At 42.5% G+C, this 19,030-nt stretch carries 18 protein-coding genes; 1 reads left to right on the forward strand and 17 read right to left on the reverse strand.

Annotated features, from left to right (window positions below; genetic code table 11):
- Positions 1-36 precede the first annotated feature (36 nt).
- The 5 genes from recG to AB1K80_RS11325 all read right to left on the reverse strand — a co-directional run bounded on the left by recG (position 37) and on the right by AB1K80_RS11325 (position 5,843).
- Positions 37-2,085 carry an ATP-dependent DNA helicase RecG gene (gene recG / locus AB1K80_RS11305; RefSeq protein ID WP_412856722.1) on the reverse strand — a complete coding sequence of 683 codons (2,049 nt, stop codon included), beginning with the start codon at positions 2,083-2,085 and terminating at the stop codon, positions 37-39.
- On the reverse strand, positions 2,063-2,965 hold the full coding sequence (gene sdaAA, locus AB1K80_RS11310; RefSeq protein WP_412856753.1) for an L-serine ammonia-lyase, iron-sulfur-dependent, subunit alpha: 903 nt from the start codon (positions 2,963-2,965) through the stop codon (positions 2,063-2,065). Before sdaAA ends, recG begins: the two co-directional genes overlap by 23 nt.
- Positions 2,966-2,985: 20 nt before the next feature.
- On the reverse strand, positions 2,986-3,648 hold the full coding sequence (sdaAB, locus tag AB1K80_RS11315) for an L-serine ammonia-lyase, iron-sulfur-dependent subunit beta (RefSeq protein ID WP_412856723.1): 663 nt from the start codon (positions 3,646-3,648) through the stop codon (positions 2,986-2,988).
- A 149-nt stretch (positions 3,649-3,797) separates the two neighbouring features.
- Positions 3,798-5,465 (reverse strand): DAK2 domain-containing protein, encoded by a 1,668-nt coding sequence (locus AB1K80_RS11320; protein ID WP_412856724.1) that lies wholly within the window; start codon positions 5,463-5,465, stop codon positions 3,798-3,800.
- A 15-nt stretch (positions 5,466-5,480) separates the two neighbouring features.
- A complete protein-coding gene (locus AB1K80_RS11325; protein WP_008344871.1) occupies positions 5,481-5,843 on the reverse strand; it encodes an Asp23/Gls24 family envelope stress response protein in 363 nt (120 codons plus the stop codon).
- Positions 5,844-6,114: 271 nt separating this feature from the next.
- Between AB1K80_RS11325 and rpmB the strand changes: the two genes are divergently transcribed.
- Entirely contained in the window at positions 6,115-6,303 is a 189-nt protein-coding gene (rpmB, locus tag AB1K80_RS11330) for a 50S ribosomal protein L28 (protein WP_289382835.1), read from the forward strand.
- A gap of 65 nt (positions 6,304-6,368) precedes the next feature.
- Here the strand turns inward: rpmB and spoVM are convergent, their stop codons facing one another.
- From spoVM to coaBC, 12 genes are all read right to left on the reverse strand, one after another.
- Positions 6,369-6,452 carry a stage V sporulation protein SpoVM gene (spoVM, locus tag AB1K80_RS11335; protein WP_412856754.1) on the reverse strand — a complete coding sequence of 28 codons (84 nt, stop codon included), beginning with the start codon at positions 6,450-6,452 and terminating at the stop codon, positions 6,369-6,371.
- A 71-nt stretch (positions 6,453-6,523) separates the two neighbouring features.
- Positions 6,524-7,165: a thiamine diphosphokinase gene (locus AB1K80_RS11340; protein ID WP_412856725.1), complete on the reverse strand. Its 642-nt coding sequence runs from the start codon at positions 7,163-7,165 to the stop codon at positions 6,524-6,526.
- A 62-nt stretch (positions 7,166-7,227) separates the two neighbouring features.
- Positions 7,228-7,878, reverse strand: a complete 651-nt coding sequence (rpe, locus tag AB1K80_RS11345; protein ID WP_412856726.1) for a ribulose-phosphate 3-epimerase — start codon at positions 7,876-7,878, stop codon at positions 7,228-7,230.
- A gap of 3 nt (positions 7,879-7,881) precedes the next feature.
- Positions 7,882-8,778 (reverse strand): ribosome small subunit-dependent GTPase A, encoded by an 897-nt coding sequence (rsgA, locus tag AB1K80_RS11350; protein ID WP_412856727.1) that lies wholly within the window; start codon positions 8,776-8,778, stop codon positions 7,882-7,884.
- 12 nt (positions 8,779-8,790) lie between these two features.
- Positions 8,791-10,743 carry a Stk1 family PASTA domain-containing Ser/Thr kinase gene (gene pknB, locus AB1K80_RS11355; RefSeq protein WP_412856728.1) on the reverse strand — a complete coding sequence of 651 codons (1,953 nt, stop codon included), beginning with the start codon at positions 10,741-10,743 and terminating at the stop codon, positions 8,791-8,793.
- Positions 10,737-11,507, reverse strand: a complete 771-nt coding sequence (locus AB1K80_RS11360; RefSeq protein WP_412856729.1) for a Stp1/IreP family PP2C-type Ser/Thr phosphatase — start codon at positions 11,505-11,507, stop codon at positions 10,737-10,739. Before AB1K80_RS11360 ends, pknB begins: the two co-directional genes overlap by 7 nt.
- Before the next feature lie 3 nt (positions 11,508-11,510).
- Complete coding sequence (gene rlmN / locus AB1K80_RS11365) at positions 11,511-12,599, reverse strand: 23S rRNA (adenine(2503)-C(2))-methyltransferase RlmN (RefSeq protein ID WP_412856730.1); 1,089 nt, start codon at positions 12,597-12,599, stop codon at positions 11,511-11,513.
- 4 nt (positions 12,600-12,603) lie between these two features.
- Complete coding sequence (gene rsmB / locus AB1K80_RS11370; RefSeq protein WP_412856731.1) at positions 12,604-13,947, reverse strand: 16S rRNA (cytosine(967)-C(5))-methyltransferase RsmB; 1,344 nt, start codon at positions 13,945-13,947, stop codon at positions 12,604-12,606.
- Entirely contained in the window at positions 13,934-14,887 is a 954-nt protein-coding gene (fmt, locus tag AB1K80_RS11375) for a methionyl-tRNA formyltransferase (RefSeq protein ID WP_412856732.1), read from the reverse strand. Before fmt ends, rsmB begins: the two co-directional genes overlap by 14 nt.
- Positions 14,888-14,892: 5 nt before the next feature.
- The gene (def, locus tag AB1K80_RS11380) at positions 14,893-15,375 is read right to left on the reverse strand and encodes a peptide deformylase (RefSeq protein ID WP_412856733.1); all 483 of its coding nucleotides are present in this window, start codon (positions 15,373-15,375) and stop codon (positions 14,893-14,895) included.
- 15 nt (positions 15,376-15,390) lie between these two features.
- Positions 15,391-17,802 (reverse strand): primosomal protein N', encoded by a 2,412-nt coding sequence (gene priA, locus AB1K80_RS11385; RefSeq protein WP_412856734.1) that lies wholly within the window; start codon positions 17,800-17,802, stop codon positions 15,391-15,393.
- Positions 17,799-19,016 (reverse strand): bifunctional phosphopantothenoylcysteine decarboxylase/phosphopantothenate--cysteine ligase CoaBC, encoded by a 1,218-nt coding sequence (gene coaBC / locus AB1K80_RS11390; protein WP_412856735.1) that lies wholly within the window; start codon positions 19,014-19,016, stop codon positions 17,799-17,801. Before coaBC ends, priA begins: the two co-directional genes overlap by 4 nt.
- Between the last annotated feature and the right edge of the window lie 14 nt (positions 19,017-19,030).

A 19,030-nucleotide genomic window follows, 5' to 3' on the forward strand; every position in this document is an offset into this window, starting at 1 on the left:
TGTTTCAAAAAGACAAGAAAAATTCCCCAGTTCTAATCAGCTTAGTTTTTCCCCGCCAAGCACACCGCTGTCTTCTAGCGATTGTCTTAACGCTTTGTATTCCGGTTCAGTCCAAAAAGCTTCTGATTGCACAAGGTCTGCTGCGTCTTTCCTTGCGGTTTCAAGCGCTCTATAATCATGAACCATATCTGCTACTTTAAATTCAGGCATACCACTTTGTTTTTTTCCAAAGAAGTCTCCTGGTCCTCTTAATTCTAAGTCTTTTTCAGACAGTTCAAATCCATCGGTTGTCTCAGACATAATTCTCATTCGCTCTTTACCAGTTTCTGATTTCGGATCTGCCATTAATATACAGAACGACTGATGCTCTCCTCGTCCTACACGGCCTCTCAGCTGGTGAAGTTGAGATAACCCAAACCGGTCCGCATCATATATGACCATAATGGTGGCGTTCGGCACGTTCACTCCTACTTCCACGACCGTCGTTGAGACAAGGATTTGCACGTCATTTGCTGTAAAATCTCTCATCACTTGGTCTTTTTCATCACTACTGAGCTTCCCGTGCATTAAGCCAATTGACCATTTACCGCGATACGCTTCAGTTAGCATGCTGTGAACATCGATCGCATTTTGGACATCTAGCTTGTCTGATTCCTCTATGAGCGGACAAATAATATATGCTTGCCGTCCTTTTCTAAGTTCTTTATCCACAAAAGCTAGGATTCTCTCAAGCATGTCATGCTTTACCCAATATGTTTCGATTTGCTTTCGGCCAGCTGGTAATTCATCAATGACAGATACGTCCATTTCTCCAAACACAGTGATCGCTAGTGTTCGCGGGATAGGGGTTGCTGTCATAAAGAGGACATCTGGATCTTGTCCTTTACTTCTTAGTTTTTTCCGTTGTTCTACGCCAAAGCGATGTTGTTCATCTGTGATCACAAGGCCAAGCTGCTTGAATTCAACTTCATCTTGGATGAGGGCATGCGTGCCAACGAGGACATCAATTTCACCTTGTTTGAGACGCTCTAACAATTCTCTGCGTCGTTTCCCTTTGACTGAACTCGTTAATAAGGCAATGTTCAAATTCCATTTTTCGAAGAGCTGGTACAATGAGTCAGCATGTTGCTCTGCCAGTATTTCGGTCGGCACCATGAGTGCACCTTGGAAGCCCGATAAATGGGCTGCATAAAGAGCAATCGCTGCAACGGCCGTTTTACCAGACCCAACATCCCCTTGAAGCAGACGGTTCATACGATACGGGGACGCCATATCTGTCATGATTTCATCTAGGACCCTTGATTGCGCTTTTGTCAGCGGAAAAGGCAGGCTTTGAACAAATTCAAATACCGACTCTTTTTTAAATGCGTGGTAAATGCCTGATGTTCTTTCCCGCTCTTTTTTTCGAATGGCTTGCATCTTTAATTGAAAGAGCAAAAATTCTTCGTATACAAAACGTCGTCTCGCTTGCTTCAAGGCTTCTCTCGTTTCAGGAAGGTGAATGGTTTTCAGCGCCTCCTCATACGTCATGAGTTTATAAGCCGAGACAAGTTGTTTTGGCAATGGATCTTGCGCTTTGTCAGCATAAAGTGTGAGGGCTTGTTTGACAAATTTCCTCATCATCTTCACCGTCACATTTTCTTTGACAGAATAGACCGGTTCAATGCTGCCATCTTGTTCGTGCGTGCCTTTTTTAAACTCCTGTACCATGATGGATTGACGGTTTTTATCCCATTTCCCTGTGACAGAAACCGTATCACCTAATGTGAGGCTTCGCTTTAAGTATGGCCGATTGAAACAAATGGCTGTAATGAGAAAACGCCCAACAAGCAGCCTGAATGTCAGCCTGCTTCGTTTCTTTCCATAGTAGGTGAGAACGGGCTCACTGTGCACTTTTCCTTCAACTGTGACGCGTTCGTCATGCTTCACTTCTTCTAAGTTACGAAGCTCATAATCATCATATCGATAAGGAAAGTAGCCGAGCAAATCGGCTACTGTATGGATCCCAAGTTCATGGAGTGTCTTTTCGGTTTCAGTTCCAATCCCCTTAAGGACGGACACATTATCTTGCAGGTTCTGTATCACGAGATGAGGTCACACCTCCGAAAATCTTCTTTTCAAGCTCTCTAGCGGTCGGTGTTGCGGCCAGTCCGCCTTGCGCTGTCTCACGAAGTGCAGTTGGCATCGTTTGACCGATTTTATACATCGCATCAATGACTTCATCACACGGAATACGACTAGTGATGCCGGCAAGTGCCATATCTGCTGCAATCATTGCATTAGAAGCGCCCATTGCGTTTCGTTTCACGCATGGCACTTCAACAAGTCCAGCAACCGGATCACACACTAGTCCAAGCATATTTTTCAGTGTAATGGCCATCGCTTCTGCCGATTGCTGCGGTGTACCGCCAGCCATTTCGACAATAGCAGCTGCCGCCATGCCAGATGCCGAACCAACTTCTGCCTGACACCCGCCTGCTGCACCAGAGATACTGGCATTATTCGCCACAACAAAACCAAACGCGCCAGAAGTGAATAGGAATCTGACCATTTGTTCTTTTGTCGGTTTTAACGTATCTTTTATTGCAAATAACGTACCTGGCACAACTCCTGCTGAGCCTGCCGTTGGTGTCGCACAGATTGTCCCCATCGCGGCATTGACTTCATTCGTCGCAACTGCCTTACTGACAGCATCTAAAATGGTATGTCCTGACAATGTTTTGCCTGATGCGATATATGCTTGAAGTTTAACAGCATCTCCGCCTGTTAAACCAGATAATGATTTGACGCCTTTTAATCCATTTTCAACCGCTTGCTCCATCACTTCTAGGTTGCGATACATTTGCGCGAAAATGTCTTCACGTGACTTACCTGTCACTTCCATTTCTTGTGTAATCATAATTTCTGAAATGGAGGTATTCCGTTCTTCTGTTAGTTGCACGAGTTCTTTGACGTTTTTAAACATCATACATAACCTCCTTGTTGTTACTCTGCAATTTGAGTGACTTGAATAATGTTCGGCAGTGTTTCAAGCTCTGTTAATACCGCTGGATCAATATTTTGATCGACTTCAATTGTCATCAGTGCTTGTTGCCCGACATCTTTACGCGCCACTTCCATATGACCGATGTTGATAGCGAATTTCGCTAGTACATTTGCAACTGCTGCAATCGCCCCATAGCGATCGTTATGAACCACAAGAATGGCCGGATGATTTCCTGAAAGTCTAAGTTCAAACCCATTCAGTTCTGTGATTTCAATCTTACCTCCACCAATAGAAATCCCAACGAGTTCAAGCTGACCGTTCTCATCAGAGATCTCTACTTTTGCTGTATTGGGATGCGCTGGCACTGCATCTTCTTCTATAAATTCAATGTCTATTCCTTTACTTTTCGCGATATCAATCGCTGTTTTGATTCGCTCATCAAATGTATCAAAGTCAAGAACACCGCCGATGATGGCGACATCTGTTCCGTGTCCTTTATACGTATCCTTAAAAGAACCATAGAATGAAACAACAATTCGTTTTGGTTCTCTTCCAAATAAGCTACGAGCCACTCTTCCAATTCGAGCAGCACCCGCTGTGTGCGAACTAGATGGACCGATCATGACAGGCCCAATAATATCAAACACACTTCTAAATTTCATAGGTCTTCCCCTCTCATAACCACTTACGTATTGGTTTGTTTCTTCCTTTAGACTAATGGATTGACGCGTTTCCCGCAACTCATTTCACTGATGGACATGTTGTAAAAAAATGCAAAAGAAGAAGAAGGGCGTGTTCTGCCCTTCTTTCATCATTCAACAGCCAAAATATATGAATAAAGCGGCTGTTTTCCGTCGTGGATTTCGAGTTCGACATCTTCAAATGACTTCTCAATAAATGCTTCTAACGCGTCCATCTCTTCAGATGATGCGTCTTCCCCTTTGATAATGGTCACAATCTCATCATCTTCTGTCACCATCTGGCTGAGCAGTTCTTTCGCTGCATCCAATTGGTTTTTAGCCGTTAATGTGATTTTCCCATTGAGAAGACCCATATAATCGCCTTTGGCAATGTCGATTCCATCGATTTGTGTATCTCTCACTGCATAAGTGATTTGTCCGCTTTTCACATGATCTATCGCTTCTAGCATAGCTGCTTCATTTTCTTCATTTGATGCTGTTTCATTAAGAGAAAGAAGTGCCGACATTCCTTGTGGTACGGTCTTCGTCGGAATCACAACGACTTCACGACTAGAGACAGTTGCCGCCTGTTTAGCTGCCATGACAATATTAGAATTATTAGGTAAGATAAAGACGGTTTCGGCATGTATGCTATCGATCGCTTTGACAATGTCTTCAGTACTTGGATTCATCGTTTGTCCACCTTCAATCACGACGGAAGCCCCGATACTTTTAAACAAGTCAGCAATTCCTTCTCCCATTGCGACACTGACTACACCAAAACGTTGTTTCTCAGAAGCTGCTATTGGTGCAGGCGAATGATTTGTTTCTTCATTAACGATTGAGCTGTGTTGCTCTCTCATATTTTCTATTTTCATATTGATCAAGCTGCCATAACGCTGTGCATATGATAATACTTCCCCTGGCTCTTCTGCATGGATATGAACTTTCGCTAACGTCTCATCAGAAACGACAAGTAAAGAATCCCCAAATTCACTCAGTTCTTCTCTAAATGCATTTTCCTCAAAGGCCTGTTTGTCATCTTCGAATTTCACCATAAATTCAGTACAGTAACCAAATTCAATATCTTCTGTGTTCATATGGCTTTGTGCACTTTTATGATGCTCTGCACTGACAAGTTCTTTTAATGTTGGCAAAGAAGCTGTTTTGGACGGTAGTTCCTCACCTTTTAAAGAAGCTAGGAAGCCTTCATACACGTAAAGAAGTCCTTTTCCTCCACTATCTACAACACCCACTTCTTTTAAAACAGGAAGTAAATCAGGCGTCCTGTCAAGGGATGCTCTTGCTTCTTCAATGGTTAATTCAAGCACGCGATCAATTTGATCTTCAGTGGCTGAAACAGCAACCGCTTTCTTTGCTGCATCCTTTGCCACCGTTAAAATGGTTCCTTCAATCGGCTTCATCACCGCTTTATATGCTGTATCAACACCTGCTTGTAAGGCAAGAGCAAATTCTTTTGCATCAATGGTTGCTTTTTGTTCAATATGTTTACTGAAGCCTCTAAACAACTGTGACAGGATGACGCCTGAGTTTCCTCGTGCACCCATCAATAGTCCCTTTGAGAGAGCCACTCCGACTTTACCAATATGATCGGTATTTGTTTCTTCAACTGCTTTGGCACCTGAAGTCATCGACAAATTCATATTTGTCCCCGTGTCTCCGTCTGGCACTGGAAAAACATTCAACGCATCAACAATTTGTGCGTTTTGAGAAAGATGGTGTGCACCTGCAAGAATCATTTTTGCAAATGAGTGGCCATCAAGATTTCTAATAGACAATATATTTCCTCCTTACTACGGGTTCGTAACTTTTACTCCTTGTACATAAATGTTGACTGAGTCAACGGAAAGTCCAATTGTGTGATGAATGGTATATTTGACTTTCGTTTGAACATTATGTGCGACTTCAGATATTTTTGTACCGTAGCTAACAATGATGTACATATCAATATGAATTCGGTCTTCTTTTTGACGCACAAGAACACCCCGGCTGAAGTTCTCTTTGCGGAGAATATCCGTCAAGCCGTCCTTAATTTGATTTTTGGACGCCATGCCAACAATACCATAGCAATCGATTGCAGCGCCTCCTGCCACCATTGCAATGACTTCATTTGATATATCAATTTGTCCGTATTTCGTTCTAAGTTCAATGGACACATTGGTTCCCCCTTTTTGAGAAATTGCCATGAGTTATCACTATTTTACTATAAGACCCTTCTTTTTAAAAGAATTCATTCAATCCGACCCATTCCTACTTATACTATAGGCTGGTTTTTTTATCAAGATGTCAAGGTATTTTTCTTGAAAGAGGAGTAAACAATCCTTGCAAACCCTTTGAAGCTGTGGTAAATTATTAAAGTATCTTGAGGCATCTCTAAGAACGTATATGATAAGTAAGATGATGTTTTCGCAGTTAGGAGGGAAACAAATGGCACGTAAATGCGTAATTACAGGCAGAAAAACAAAAGCTGGGAACACTCGTTCTCACGCAATGAACTCTTCAAAACGTACATGGGGCGCGAACCTTCAAAAAGTTCGTATTCTAGTGGACGGTAAACCTAAAAGAGTATATGTATCAGCTCGAGCTTTGAAATCTGGTAAAGTTGAGCGTGTATAAGCAAGAGTAAACGCCTGCTACAATGAAACTGTAGCAGGCGTTTTTATGTGGAAATAAAGGAGATCTCATGAATCTTTCTTAAATGAACCAAGCATCGCACGGACAATGCCGCCAAGAAATCTAGGCAGTTTAATTGTATAAAATTTCATTTTGTCCCCCTCCTAAAAGTACCGCTTGCAGCACAATTGAGCTTAATCAGCCATCCACATTGATGGGTTGGTCAATCATTGCTTCTCACCATTATTAATATGCCTTCATGAAAAGAAAAAGTACCATTTGAGTGGATGAGTTCGTTACTAATACATAGTGTGGAACCAGGCTCAATATGACAATTTTCTAAAGGATATTTAAAACCTGTTAATGTAAGCTTTTCAACAGGTGAACCAAATGGCAGAAACGACACATATTTTTTATCTACATCCTGCGTCACTTCGTATGTACCAGGCCGATACATTTGAATGGTATTTTGGCGGTCAATGAGTGTGATGTTCTGCTCATGCTGAATGCCTTTGTATAGGAGCTGGATATTCCCTAAAAAATGATCGGCTCTTCCTCCTGTGATGCCGTATATCTGAATTTGCTCTGGTCGCTGACGCAAAGCCCATTGAAGTGCAAGCTCTAGGTCGGTCTCATCTTTTTCCGCTTGAAAGATGTTGAGGGCAGGCAATTTCTTCTTTAAATCCTCAAGCTCCTCGTCTGTCACACTATCAAAATCTCCGAATGCCCTATCCGGTACTATCCCATTTTCCAACAAGTAAACGGTTCCGCGGTCAACCCCCACCCAGCAGACATCCTCATTTGTTGCCTGTGTAAGGGGTGGAATGTATTCAAAAGGACCGCCGGCTACGATATGTATGTGCATGATTTACGCTCCTTTTCATTGAAAAAGAACCAAAGATCAACAATGACTTTGGTTCTTTTATCTTATGCTTCTCGAATCGCCTGGATGGCTGCTGCACGGTTTTCTTTCCCATAGACAGCTGAACCGGCTACAAGTAAATTAGCGCCTGCTTCTTTACAGCTTTTCGCTGTTTCTACATTGACCCCGCCATCTATTTCAATGAGTAAGTCCGTTAAGCCTTTTTGTTCGCTCAAGGCTTTTACTTCTTTTACTTTTTTGAGGACAGATGGAATAAATGACTGTCCGCCAAATCCGGGGTTCACTGTCATGAATAGGACAAGATCGATCTCCTCTAATACATGTACAATTTGCGAAACAGGTGTATGCGGATTTAAGACAACTCCCGCTTTTACGCCTTGTTCTTTTATCAACTGAATGGTGCGGTGTAAATGCGGACATGCTTCCACATGAACAGAGATAATATCAGCGCCTGCTTTGGCGAATGCAGGGATGTACCTGTCTGGCTCCTCGATCATTAAATGAACATCAAGCGGTAGACGCGTATGAGGTCTAATCGCTTCTACGACATTGGGTCCAAATGTGATATTTGGAACAAAATGACCGTCCATTACATCAATGTGAATATAATCTGCTCCACCTTGATCGACATCACGAATGTCTTTTTCCAAGTTCGAAAAATCCGCAGATAAAATGGAAGGGGCTATATAAAACATGATTTAGTACCTCGGCTTTCTGTCTTTGATTTCAGTTAAAAACTCTAGGTAATGCTGATAACGATATTCTCTTATTTCCTCATTCTCTACCGCTTCTTTTACCGCACAGCCAGGCTCTTTTACATGCAAACACCCTCTAAATTTACACGCGCGACTCTTTTCTTTTATGTCTAAAAAGTATAGATCTAAATCTTCTGCTTCGATTCCCGTAAATTCAAGTGAGCTAAAGCCAGGTGTATCGGCAATAAGTCCTTCTGCTGTATGAATGAGCTCAACATGTCTTGTTGTATGTTTCCCACGGCCAAGATGGGTTGAGATATCATTTGTTTTCAGTGCCAAATCAGGACTCATGGCATTTAATAATGAGGATTTCCCTACACCTGATTGACCTGCAAACACGGTGATTTTGTTGTGAAAATGAGGCGTTAGTTGTTCAATACCGTCACGCTCTATTGTAGAAGTTAAGTGAACATCGTATCCCATTTGACGATAGTCATCGGCATAGGCTTGGATCGTTTCACGCGCTTCTTCTGTTTTGAGTAAATCTATTTTCGTTATACAAATAATGGGCTTTATATGGTTGGCTTCAACTAGCACTAGAAATCTGTCTAAAAGCGATGTACTAAAGGTTGGCTCTGTGGCTGAGAAGACAAGGACCGCTTGATCTACATTACTAATCGGCGGGCGGACAAGTTCGTTTGTCCGTTCTTTCACTTCTAATAAGTAACCTTCTTTATCATGTTCTGCTTGATAGACGACATAGTCACCTACAAGTGGTGTCACTTTGTTCTTTCGGAAAATGCCTCTCGCTCTGCATTGAATGACTTTTCCGCTTTCTTTAGACTCGTCTAACACATAGTAAAATCCGCTTAACGCTTTGATAATTTTGCCCTCAGGCATAAAGTCCCTCCTTTATTCATCAGGGTATTCGATCGTTTTGGAGCTAACGACTTTGTCATCCACTGTCACCTGATAGTACCCTTTTTGACCCGGTTCTATTTTAAATTGAATGGTTCGCTCTGTCGGTGCAGTAATCTTGAATGTCTCATACATATCGGAGATGCTATGCTCTGCATCGTCGATCGAGATTTGCACATTCATTTCCTGTCCTTCTGTCGCTGGTTCGTATGGAATCGTGATCTTTTCAGTCACCGTTTTTGTCGGTTTTTCCTTTGGACCAAGAGAAAACGTGATTTTTACCGTATCACCCGGTTTCACAGCAGTACCCGCACCCGGTTCTTGCTTCATCACTTCGCCTTTTGGCACATCGTCTGAGTGCGCTTCTTTTTCATCAAGCTTGAGTCCATTATCTTCTAAATAATTGGATGCCGCTTGTTTACTATAAGTCGTCAAATCACGCAATGTGATGTCTGCAGGGCCTATGCTGACTGTCAATGTCACTTCTTCATCGGCTGCGACAAGTTCTGTGGTTGCTGATGGTTTTTGCTCCATGACAATCCCTGATTCGGTGTCATTATCATTTACTTCCTCTACGACAACTTGTTCAAACCCTTTTTCCGCTAATATTTCTTTTGCTTGATCAACCTTTTCACCTGTTACATCAGGTAATTCGGTTTTTTCTTTCCCTGTGCTTTGGTAAAGCTGAATTTCTGTGCCTTCCTTTACCTTCGTGCCGATTTTGGGATCTGTTTTCACAATAAGTCCTTTTTCGATGTTTTCATCGGCAATGTCAATCGGATCCGGAGCGACAGTAAATCCGGCATTTTTCAAGGTGTCCTCTGCCTCTTCAATGGTCATTCCAGACACATCGGCGACTTCGACATCCTTCGGGAAAAGGAAACCTGGAAACACAGTGATCGCTAAAACCCCTGCGACTGTCATCATACACAAGATGGTGACGATGATCCAAGGCCATTTTTTCCGTTTCTTTTTCTGCTTTTGTTTGTCTTTTTTCTTTGGTTTTTTAGCCGATTGGACGACTGTCTTTTGATCGTCTTGACTTACTTGATCATCTTGAATAATCGGAATAGCTTTCGTTGCTTCATGATCTTCTTCAATCACAAACCGCTTTTCTTTCATTCTGTCAGGGTCAAAAGCCGTTTTGAGCTCCTTTTGCATTTCAGATGCATCTTCATATCGATAAAAAGGATCTTTCGCCATCGCCTTTAAAATGATGTTCTCCACACTTTGGGGAACAGAGGGGTTCCATCTTCTCACAGATGGTGGCTCTGATTGCAAATGCTTTAGCGCTACACTGACCGCCGATTCTCCCTCAAATGGCATACGTCCTGAAATGAGTTCATATAGCACGATACCAAGTGAGTAAATGTCTGATTTTTTCGTTGCAAGACCACCACGTGCTTGTTCTGGAGACAAGTAATGGACGGAGCCTAGCACAGAGTTTGTATGGGTAATGGTGGCTGAACTAAGTGCAATCGCAATCCCAAAATCCGTGACTTTAATATTCCCCATATGGTCTATTAATATATTGTGTGGCTTAATGTCCCGGTGAACGAGCTGTTTGGCATGGGCTTCTTCCATTGCCGCAACGACTTGCTCCATAATGCGAACGGCTTCCTTTGGATGGAGCGGACCATTGGCGTGTATGTATTCCTTTAGTGTCATCCCCTCGACATATTCCATGACAATATAATAAATATCATCTTCTTCCCCGACATCGTAAATACTGACAATATTCGGGTGATCTAAACTTGCAGCTGATTGGGCTTCTCGCCTGAACCGCCTAATAAAATCATCATCACTTGCAAAATCAAACCGCAAAATTTTAATCGCGACTTCGCGATCTAAGATCATATCCTCCGCTAAATAGACGTTTGCCATTCCGCCTCCGCCGATCACACGGAGAATTTGATAGCGGCCGCTGATCCTTTTTCCGATCAACACTTGCTGTCACCCGCCTCTGTTTGGGAGGAGATTTCTAACAGTACTGCTGTAATGTTATCTTCACCGCCATTGTCATTCGCTGCTTCGATTAACTCTGTCACTTTTTCCTCTGGTGCGGTTGTTTGCATTAAAATTTGAATCATCTTCTCTTCTTCTACTTTATTGGACAATCCATCTGAACAAAGTAGAATTTGATCTCCTGGATCCACTTCAAACGTACGCGCATCAATTTGAACGTATTTGTCTGTTCCTAATGCTTTTGTCAGGACATTTTTCCTCGGATGATATTCTGCATCTGCCTTTGAGATCTCACCCGTTTTCACAAGCTCATTTACAAGAGAGTGATCGTCTGTTAATTGGGTTAAAGCGCCCTCTCTTAGCAAATAACAACGACTGTCACCGATATGGGCAATTGTGACCGTTTGCAAATGAACGAGCGCACAAACAATGGTCGTCCCCATTCCTTGGCACTCTTTATTCTCGCTTGCATGGTGATATACTTGCGTATTAATTTCACCGATTTTAGAGATTAACCAGCTTTCTTGATCGGCTGGTTTATTTGGGATAGAAGATGTTTGTTCCCAGTATTCTTTTAAAGAGGAGACAGCCATCTTACTGGCCACATCGCCAGCAAGATGACCGCCCATTCCATCTGCTACAACAGCTAGAAGTGTGTCTTCTTTTGTTTCAAATATACCCGCGTCATCTTCATTATGCTGACGGACTTTTCCTGTATCAGTTTGAAAAGCTGTCCTAATCAACATTCGTCACCTCGTCTCTTCCTGACGCTCCTTCGCTCTAAGCTGACCGCAAGCAGCATCAATATCATGGCCTTGCTCTCGTCTAATCGTTACGTTCACGCCTCGTTCTTTTAGCGTTTTTTCAAATAGGAAGATTTGTTCTCTTGGTGTTCTAACATAGTCTCTCTCTGGTACATAGTTAACCGGAATCAAGTTCACATGACATTTGATTCCTTTCAATAAATCAGCTAGTTCTTCTGCGTGATGGACTTGGTCATTTACTCCGCCAAACAGACCGTACTCAAAGCTAACTCGTCTGCCTGTTTTTTGAATGTAGTATTCAATGGCTTCCATTAGTTTTGGTAGTTGATATGCTTTGTTGATCGGCATTAGGCGGCTTCTGATTTCGGTATTCGGTGCATGTAATGACACAGCAAAGTTAATTTGCATTTGCTCATCAGCAAATTGATAGATCTTTGGAATGATCCCACTTGTTGAAACCGTAATATGACGCGCGCCAATATTTAGGCCGGTGTCATGGTTAATAATTTTAAGGAAAGCTAACATTTCATCAAAATTATCAAACGGTTCACCAATTCCCATGATCACGACTGAGCTGACTCTTTCATCCGTTTCATCAAGTGCCTGCTGAACTTTCAAGACTTGTGCCACGATTTCCCCTGCTTCAAGGTTTCGCTTCAATCCGCCAAGTGTCGATGCACAGAATGTACAGCCAATTCTACAGCCCACCTGTGTTGTGACACAGACAGAGTTGCCGTATTCGTGACGCATCAGTACTGTTTCAATCGTATACCCATCATGTAATTCAAATAAGAACTTGATCGTTCCATCTTGAGATGTTTGTTTGATGACGGTTTTTAATGTCGTGATCGTAAATTGATCCTTTAGTTTTTCTCTTAATTCCTTTGAGAGGTTAGACATTTGGTCAAAGGAAGTCACACGTTTGGCATAAAGCCATTCAAAAATTTGTGTTGCACGGAATGGCTTTTCGCCTTGTTCTTTTAACCATTCTTTTATTTCATGAAGCTCAAAGGAGTAGATGGATGGCATGTCTGATTTCAGTTCTTTTCTTACTTTTTGTTTTTGTTCAGTCATTTTTTTATCCCTTCTTTCTCATGCTGCAAATAAAGAAACCATCTGTTCCGAAATAATGAGGAAGAATTTGCACACTTCCGTTTTGAACAAACGGAGCAACCTGCTCAGGCAGCCGTTCATTTAGAGATAGATCGGGTTCAAAGTTTTGGTGTTCTTGTAAAAACGCATGAATCACTTGTTGATTTTCTTTTGGATCCATTGTACATGTACTGTACACAAGAGTTCCTCCTGGTTTTAGGAGCTGGGCAGTTTCACGTAAAATGGCTTGCTGTATGATCGCAAGTCTTGCTGAGTCTTCTTCAGACTTTGTATACTTCATGTCTGGTTTTCTTCTAATCACACCGAAACCAGAACACGGGGCATCAATCAGAATACGGTCAAACGACGCTTCGCTAAAATGTTCACTCGTTTTTCTTGCATCGAGTGCCTTTGCTTCAATGTGAGTCAAATTCAGTCTTTTCGCCGCTTGTTTGATGAGTTTTACTTTATGTTCATGTAAATCAAGTGAGATGATGTTGCCTTCATCATTCATTCGCTCTGCGATATGTGTTGATTTACCGCCAGGGGCCGCACAGGCATCCAGAACTGTTTCACCAGGCTGAGGATCTAGCGCTCTAGCGACAAGCATGGAGCTCTCATCTTGAATGCTTACATACCCTTCCTGAAAGGCTGGTGTCGATACAATCGACCCTTTCATGAGCTTTAGCGCATCATCAGACAGGTCTCCAAGTTCTGTTTCAATCCCTGAATCCATCAATTTCTTTTGTAATGTCTCACGATCTGTTTTCATTCGGTTGACACGTAAGGTTTGTTTTGGCGGGACCAAATGAATGCGGCACATGCTTTCTGCTGCTTCAAATCCATATGCTTGAACCCATTCTTTAACTAGCCATAGCGGGTGGCTTGTCTCAATGGAAAGTCGTTCAACAGGATCTTTGATCGCATCAAAAGACGCAACCCCTTCTCTTTGTACAGAACGAAGAACACCATTGACGAAAGAGGATATGCCTTTATGTCCACGTTTTTTCGTTAGTTCGACTGCTTCATGGATGGCCGCACGATCTGGAATCTTTTCAAGATAGACCATTTGATATAGGGACATACGTAAAAGTTGCATGACCCATGGCGCGACCTTTTGTGGTTTTTTCACAAATGGCGCCAGCATATAATTAAGTGCCAATTGATTTTGCAACGTACCGTAAACAAGTTCTGTTAACAGTGGCTTGTCCTGATCGGCCAGTTCTTTATCTTTCATGACGGATTGCAATAATAAATTACTGTAAGCTTGGTTTTGTTCGAGTTTGATTAAAGCGTCCAGCGCTACTTCTCGTACATTACTTTTCTTCATTTAATTGTCCTAGTTTCTGTCCAATTTCAATGTTTGCGCCTCTTAAGAAGTCTTCACCGCTCATTTGCTTCTTTCCGGCAGGTTGTACAGTTGTTAACAAAAGACCTTGCTGATTCCCAGTTGCAATCACTGGCCCTTCTTGTTGCAGTTCAATCACTTTCCCAGGTTCTTCTTGCGCTTGAAGTGGGACTTTTTTTGATTCCCATACTTTCAAAATGGCGCCATTCCATTCAGTATAGGCAACTGGCCATGGATTTAAGCCGCGAACTTGGTCGTATAGCTCTTCTCCTGTTTTTGTCCATTCTAATCTTTCTTGCTCCCGCTTAATGTTCGGTGCGTAGGTGGCAGCCTCTTCATTTTGCGGGATTGGAGAGATTGATCCGCTTAGGACATTTGGAATGGTATCCTTTAATAACGCTGCTCCCGCCACGCTTAATTTATCATGCAATGTGCCAACGTTGTCTAATTCATCAATGGCGACTTCTACTTTACTAATCATGTCACCTGCATCAAGCTTTTCTACCATGTACATAATCGTCACGCCTGTTTTCTTCTTCCCTTGCAGGATCGCATAATGAATCGGCGCACCGCCTCTTAGTTCAGGTAGCAATGAAGCATGAACATTGATACAACCAAATTCAGGTTCGTCTAGTAACCTTTTCGGCAAAATTTGTCCGAAAGCTGCTGTCACAATTAAATCTGGCTTCAGTGCAAGTACTTTATCGATTTCTTCATCAAGTCGTACCTTTTCAGGCTGTAATACCGGAATACCATGTTTGATCGCTTCGACCTTTACAGGTGGCGGTGTCAGCACTCGTTTTCTACCTTTCGGGCGATCCGGCTGTGTTACGACCCCTACGACTTCATATCCTTCATTGATGAGTGTTTGAAGCACAGGTACAGAGAAATCAGGGGTTCCCATAAATACAATTCGTGCCATTTTCTTCACCCTTCCATTTCCGCAAGTTCTTTTTCTGTATACGTTTGTATGATTTTTGATGTGAATAATACGCCATCTAAATGATCAATTTCGTGCAATAGGGCTCTTGCTAAAAATCCCTCTGCTTCTATTGTAAATGGTTTACCTTTCTTATCAAAGGCTTTCACCTTCACATAATTGGGCCTTTCAACAGTGCCGTATAAAGATGGAAAGCTGAGGCAGCCTTCAATGTCGATTTGACTTCCTTTCGCTTCAAGAATCTCTGGATTCACTAGATCCATTCTGCCAGATTCTTCTCCTATATCAACAACTGCTATTCTTTTTGAGATACCAATCTGTGGTGCTGCTAGTCCAACCCCATCTAGCTCAAGCATTGTATCATACATATCATCAAGCAGTTTTTTCAGCTTTTTATCGAAAACATCAACAGGTTCTGTCTTTGTTTCAAGCACATCTGCCGGATGAATGACTATTGGTTTTACTGCCACTAAAAGCCCTCCGTTTTACATCATCATATATGGATTCATATCTATTGAAATCATCAACTGTTTTTGTTCCAATTCTTTTTGATAATGATCTTGTATTTTCTTTAATAAACTTGAGAGTTCATTTTCCCTTTTGTATTTTATCACGCATTGATACCGATATCTATCTTTGATCTTAGCAATAGGTGATGCGGCTGGACCGAGGATTCTTGTGTTCGGTGCACAATTCATTTTTAGGAACTGGGCAATTTGATCAGATACGTGTGCGGCCTTCATGACGTCTTCATGCGATACAGTGACCATCGCCAGGAAGTAAAATGGCGGATATGACTGGTGACGACGATGCATCATTTCTTGTTCATAAAAGGCTTCATAGTCGTGCTGCTTTGTTAATTCAATACTATAATGAGAGGGCGTATACGACTGAATGACGACAGATCCAACTTTGTCATGACGACCTGCCCTACCACTCACCTGTGTTAAGAGCTGAAACGTTTTTTCGCTTGAACGAAAATCAGGGATATGAAGGGATGTATCGGCGCTTAGGACACCTACAAGTGTGACATCTGGAAAATCTAAGCCCTTTGCGATCATTTGTGTACCAAGTAAAATGTCTGCTTCTTTGTTGCCAAAAGCAGTGAGAAGTTTTTCATGCGCGCCTTTTCGAGACGTTGTATCCACATCCATGCGGATTACCCTCGCTTCTGGCAATACTTTTGTGAGCTCTTCTTCTACTCGCTGCGTCCCTGTCCCGAAGTAACGAATATGTTCACTCTGGCATTCTGGACACGATGCAGGTACCGGGGCTTCATGTCCGCAATAATGGCATTTTAGTCGTTTTTGAAAGCGATGATACGTGAGCGAAATTTCACAATGAGGACATTGCTCCACATATCCGCAATCACGGCACATCACAAAGGAGGAATATCCTCGTTTATTGAGAAATAGGACTGCCTGCTCTTTTTTTTCTAAGACCGTTTTTAAGCGAAGCATTAACTCTTCAGAAAACATGGAGCGGTTTCCGTTCCGAAGCTCTTCTCGCATATCAATTAATGAGACGTGCGGGATTTGTTGCTGGTTCACACGATGCTTTAATGTCAGCAATGTATATACCCCTTTTTTCGCACGAGCATATGACTCAAGTGAGGGGGTTGCACTGCCTAATACGACGGGACATTGATGCCGTCTTGCTCGTTCTATGGCGACATCTTTTGCATGATAACGAGGCATTTCTTCTTGTTTATATGAAGATTCATGCTCTTCATCAATGATAATCATGCCTAAGTTGTCAAACGGAGCAAACACAGCAGATCTTGCACCAACGACTAGCTTCACTTCTTTGCGATGAATTTTTCGCCATTCATCATATTTTTCTCCAGTTGAAAGCCCGCTGTGCAGTACAGCCACACTTGAACCAAATCGTTCCTTAAACCGCTGAACCATTTGAGGGGTTAGCGATATCTCAGGTACTAGCACGATCGCTTCTTTCCCTTTTTGGAGCACATGATCAATGGTCTGTAAATAAATCTCCGTCTTCCCGCTTCCTGTCACTCCGTGCAGTAGAAAGGTTTCGTGCTGATGATCACTGACGGCTTGATGAATGTGTTTGGCTGCGGCAGCTTGTTCTGTCGTGAGATCGAGAGATTGAGATGGTGTAAATTCTCGGTCCTTATATGGGTCTCGATAAACTTCTTCATAGCTTTCTGTTAATAAACCTTCTTGTATAAAGGATTTCAACGTTTGAGAGCTAGCCCCTGTTTGCTGTTGTAGTTCCTTCGCTAAAAAAGTGGTTTCACTCGCATTGATTAAAAAGGATAGCAACGCTTTTTGTTTCACCGCATTTTTCTTTAGCTGTTGCTGCTTGTCTGCTAGTTTTTCTTTTGATACAGCCACTTGCATCATACGAACTATTTTCTTTCCAGATTTTTGAGATACGTGGTATCTCACTTCAAGATGCCCTTTTTGAACATGCCTTTGTATCAGCTTAAGATGTTCCGGCGGGATGTCAGTGTAAAGCAGGCTGTCTTGGTGACCGAAGAGCTCTTTCAATGACTGCGGAAGCTCTTGCTCTGAAAGCACCTGAATTTCTTTTTCATATTTGGCCTTCATCGCGGCGGGTAGCATGGATTGAAGTGCCGTAATATGATAGGACAATGTTTTTTCCGTCAGCCAGTGGGAAAGCTCCAATAGCTCATCTGTCAGAACAGGCGTTAAATCAAATAGATCGACAATGTCCTTTATGTTCCCTGTTTTCACGTCTGTTACATCTTTGACTTTTGTCACAAACCCTTGAATTTTCCTCGGACCAAAGGGAACGACGACCCTCATCCCTGGTTTGACTAGATCTTTGAAACGGTCTGGCACACGATAATCAAAGGGGCGATCGATCGCTTTCGTTGTGACGTCCACAATGACTTCAGCAAACATCATGCTTGATCACGCTCTTTAGGTAACAGTTGCGTCGCTTCCTTTAAGATTTCTACGGCGAGGTCTTTTTTGGACATCTTCGGTAACTCTCGTTTTGTTCCGTCAGCTTTGAGAATCGCCGCCACATTTGTATCAGTACCAAAGCCTGCACCTTCTGCTGTCACATTGTTTGCGACAATCATATCTAAATGCTTCGATTCGATCTTCTTTTTCGCATAATACTCAACATCCTGCGTTTCAGCGGCAAAACCGACCAACACTTGATGCTCTTTTCTTTCTCCAAGCTCTTTTAAAATGTCCTTTGTGCGAGTCAATTCGATGTTCATACCGCCATCTTGTTTTTTCATTTTGTGTGCGTATGTCGTCACAGGGGTATAATCTGCCACTGCGGCTGATTTGATCACTACATCTGCTTGTCCATAAACATCTAGTGCTGCCTGATACATCTCCTCGGCTGACTCAACTTGAACAATGCGTACATCGTTAGGCGGCGTTAAAGAAACAGGTCCTGAAATCAGGGTCACATCCGCACCCATTTGCTGGGCAGCTTCTGCAATGGCATAGCCCATTTTCCCAGAAGAACGATTGGTGAAAAAACGAACAGGGTCAATGACTTCTCTTGTCGGACCGGCGGTGACCACAACTTTTTTCCCTGCAAGTGGTCCACTTTTCGGTTCTTCAAAAAATGCCCGAATATGCTCGACAATTTTTTCTGGTTCTTCCAAACGTCCTTTACCGATATAACCACAGGCCAAATATCCTTCACTTGGCTCAATAAAGCGGTATCCATCTTCAAAGAGCGCGCGAATGTTCCGTTTTACAGCAGGATGATCATACATATGCACATTCATGGCTGGTGCGATCCAAACAGGTGCTGTTGACGCAAGCAACGTCGTTGTGAGCATATCATCTGCAAGTCCTGCCGCCATTTTTCCAATTGTATGTGCTGTTGCAGGGGCCACAAGAATCAAATCCGCCCAATCGGCCACATCAATATGTGCGATCACTTTTGGGTTATTTTCTTTAAATGTATCCACATAAACCTCTTGACGAGAGAGTGCTTGAAAGGTGAGTGGTGACATGAATTCTTGTGCTGATTCTGTCATAATCACTCTCACATTCGCCCCAGCTTGTACGAGTTTACTAGTGAGTGCAGCTGCTTTATATACGGCAATTCCTCCGCTGACGCCGAGCAAAATATTTTTTGACTGTAACATTTGTTTGTCTCCCT

Source organism: Bacillus sp. 179-C3.3 HS (assembly GCF_047229225.1).
Taxonomy (GTDB): Bacteria; Bacillota; Bacilli; order Bacillales; family Bacillaceae; genus Bacillus.

What these genes read in the sequence shown, in the direction of transcription:
- rlmN (WP_412856730.1), bottom strand. Translation starts at nt 12,599, where the DNA reads ATGACTGAACAAAAACAAAAAGTAAGAAAAGAACTGAAATCAGACATG.
- coaBC (WP_412856735.1), bottom strand. Translation starts at nt 19,016, where the DNA reads ATGTTACAGTCAAAAAATATTTTGCTCGGCGTCAGCGGAGGAATTGCC.
- sdaAB (WP_412856723.1), bottom strand. Translation starts at nt 3,648, where the DNA reads ATGAAATTTAGAAGTGTGTTTGATATTATTGGGCCTGTCATGATCGGT.
- rpmB (WP_289382835.1), top strand. Translation starts at nt 6,115, where the DNA reads ATGGCACGTAAATGCGTAATTACAGGCAGAAAAACAAAAGCTGGGAAC.
- sdaAA (WP_412856753.1), bottom strand. Translation starts at nt 2,965, where the DNA reads ATGTTTAAAAACGTCAAAGAACTCGTGCAACTAACAGAAGAACGGAAT.
- rpe (WP_412856726.1), bottom strand. Translation starts at nt 7,878, where the DNA reads ATGTTTTATATAGCCCCTTCCATTTTATCTGCGGATTTTTCGAACTTG.
- spoVM (WP_412856754.1), bottom strand. Translation starts at nt 6,452, where the DNA reads ATGAAATTTTATACAATTAAACTGCCTAGATTTCTTGGCGGCATTGTC.
- AB1K80_RS11360 (WP_412856729.1), bottom strand. Translation starts at nt 11,507, where the DNA reads ATGTTGATTAGGACAGCTTTTCAAACTGATACAGGAAAAGTCCGTCAG.
- AB1K80_RS11340 (WP_412856725.1), bottom strand. Translation starts at nt 7,165, where the DNA reads ATGCACATACATATCGTAGCCGGCGGTCCTTTTGAATACATTCCACCC.
- priA (WP_412856734.1), bottom strand. Translation starts at nt 17,802, where the DNA reads ATGATGTTTGCTGAAGTCATTGTGGACGTCACAACGAAAGCGATCGAT.
- rsmB (WP_412856731.1), bottom strand. Translation starts at nt 13,947, where the DNA reads ATGAAGAAAAGTAATGTACGAGAAGTAGCGCTGGACGCTTTAATCAAA.
- rsgA (WP_412856727.1), bottom strand. Translation starts at nt 8,778, where the DNA reads ATGCCTGAGGGCAAAATTATCAAAGCGTTAAGCGGATTTTACTATGTG.
- fmt (WP_412856732.1), bottom strand. Translation starts at nt 14,887, where the DNA reads ATGGCACGAATTGTATTTATGGGAACCCCTGATTTCTCTGTACCTGTG.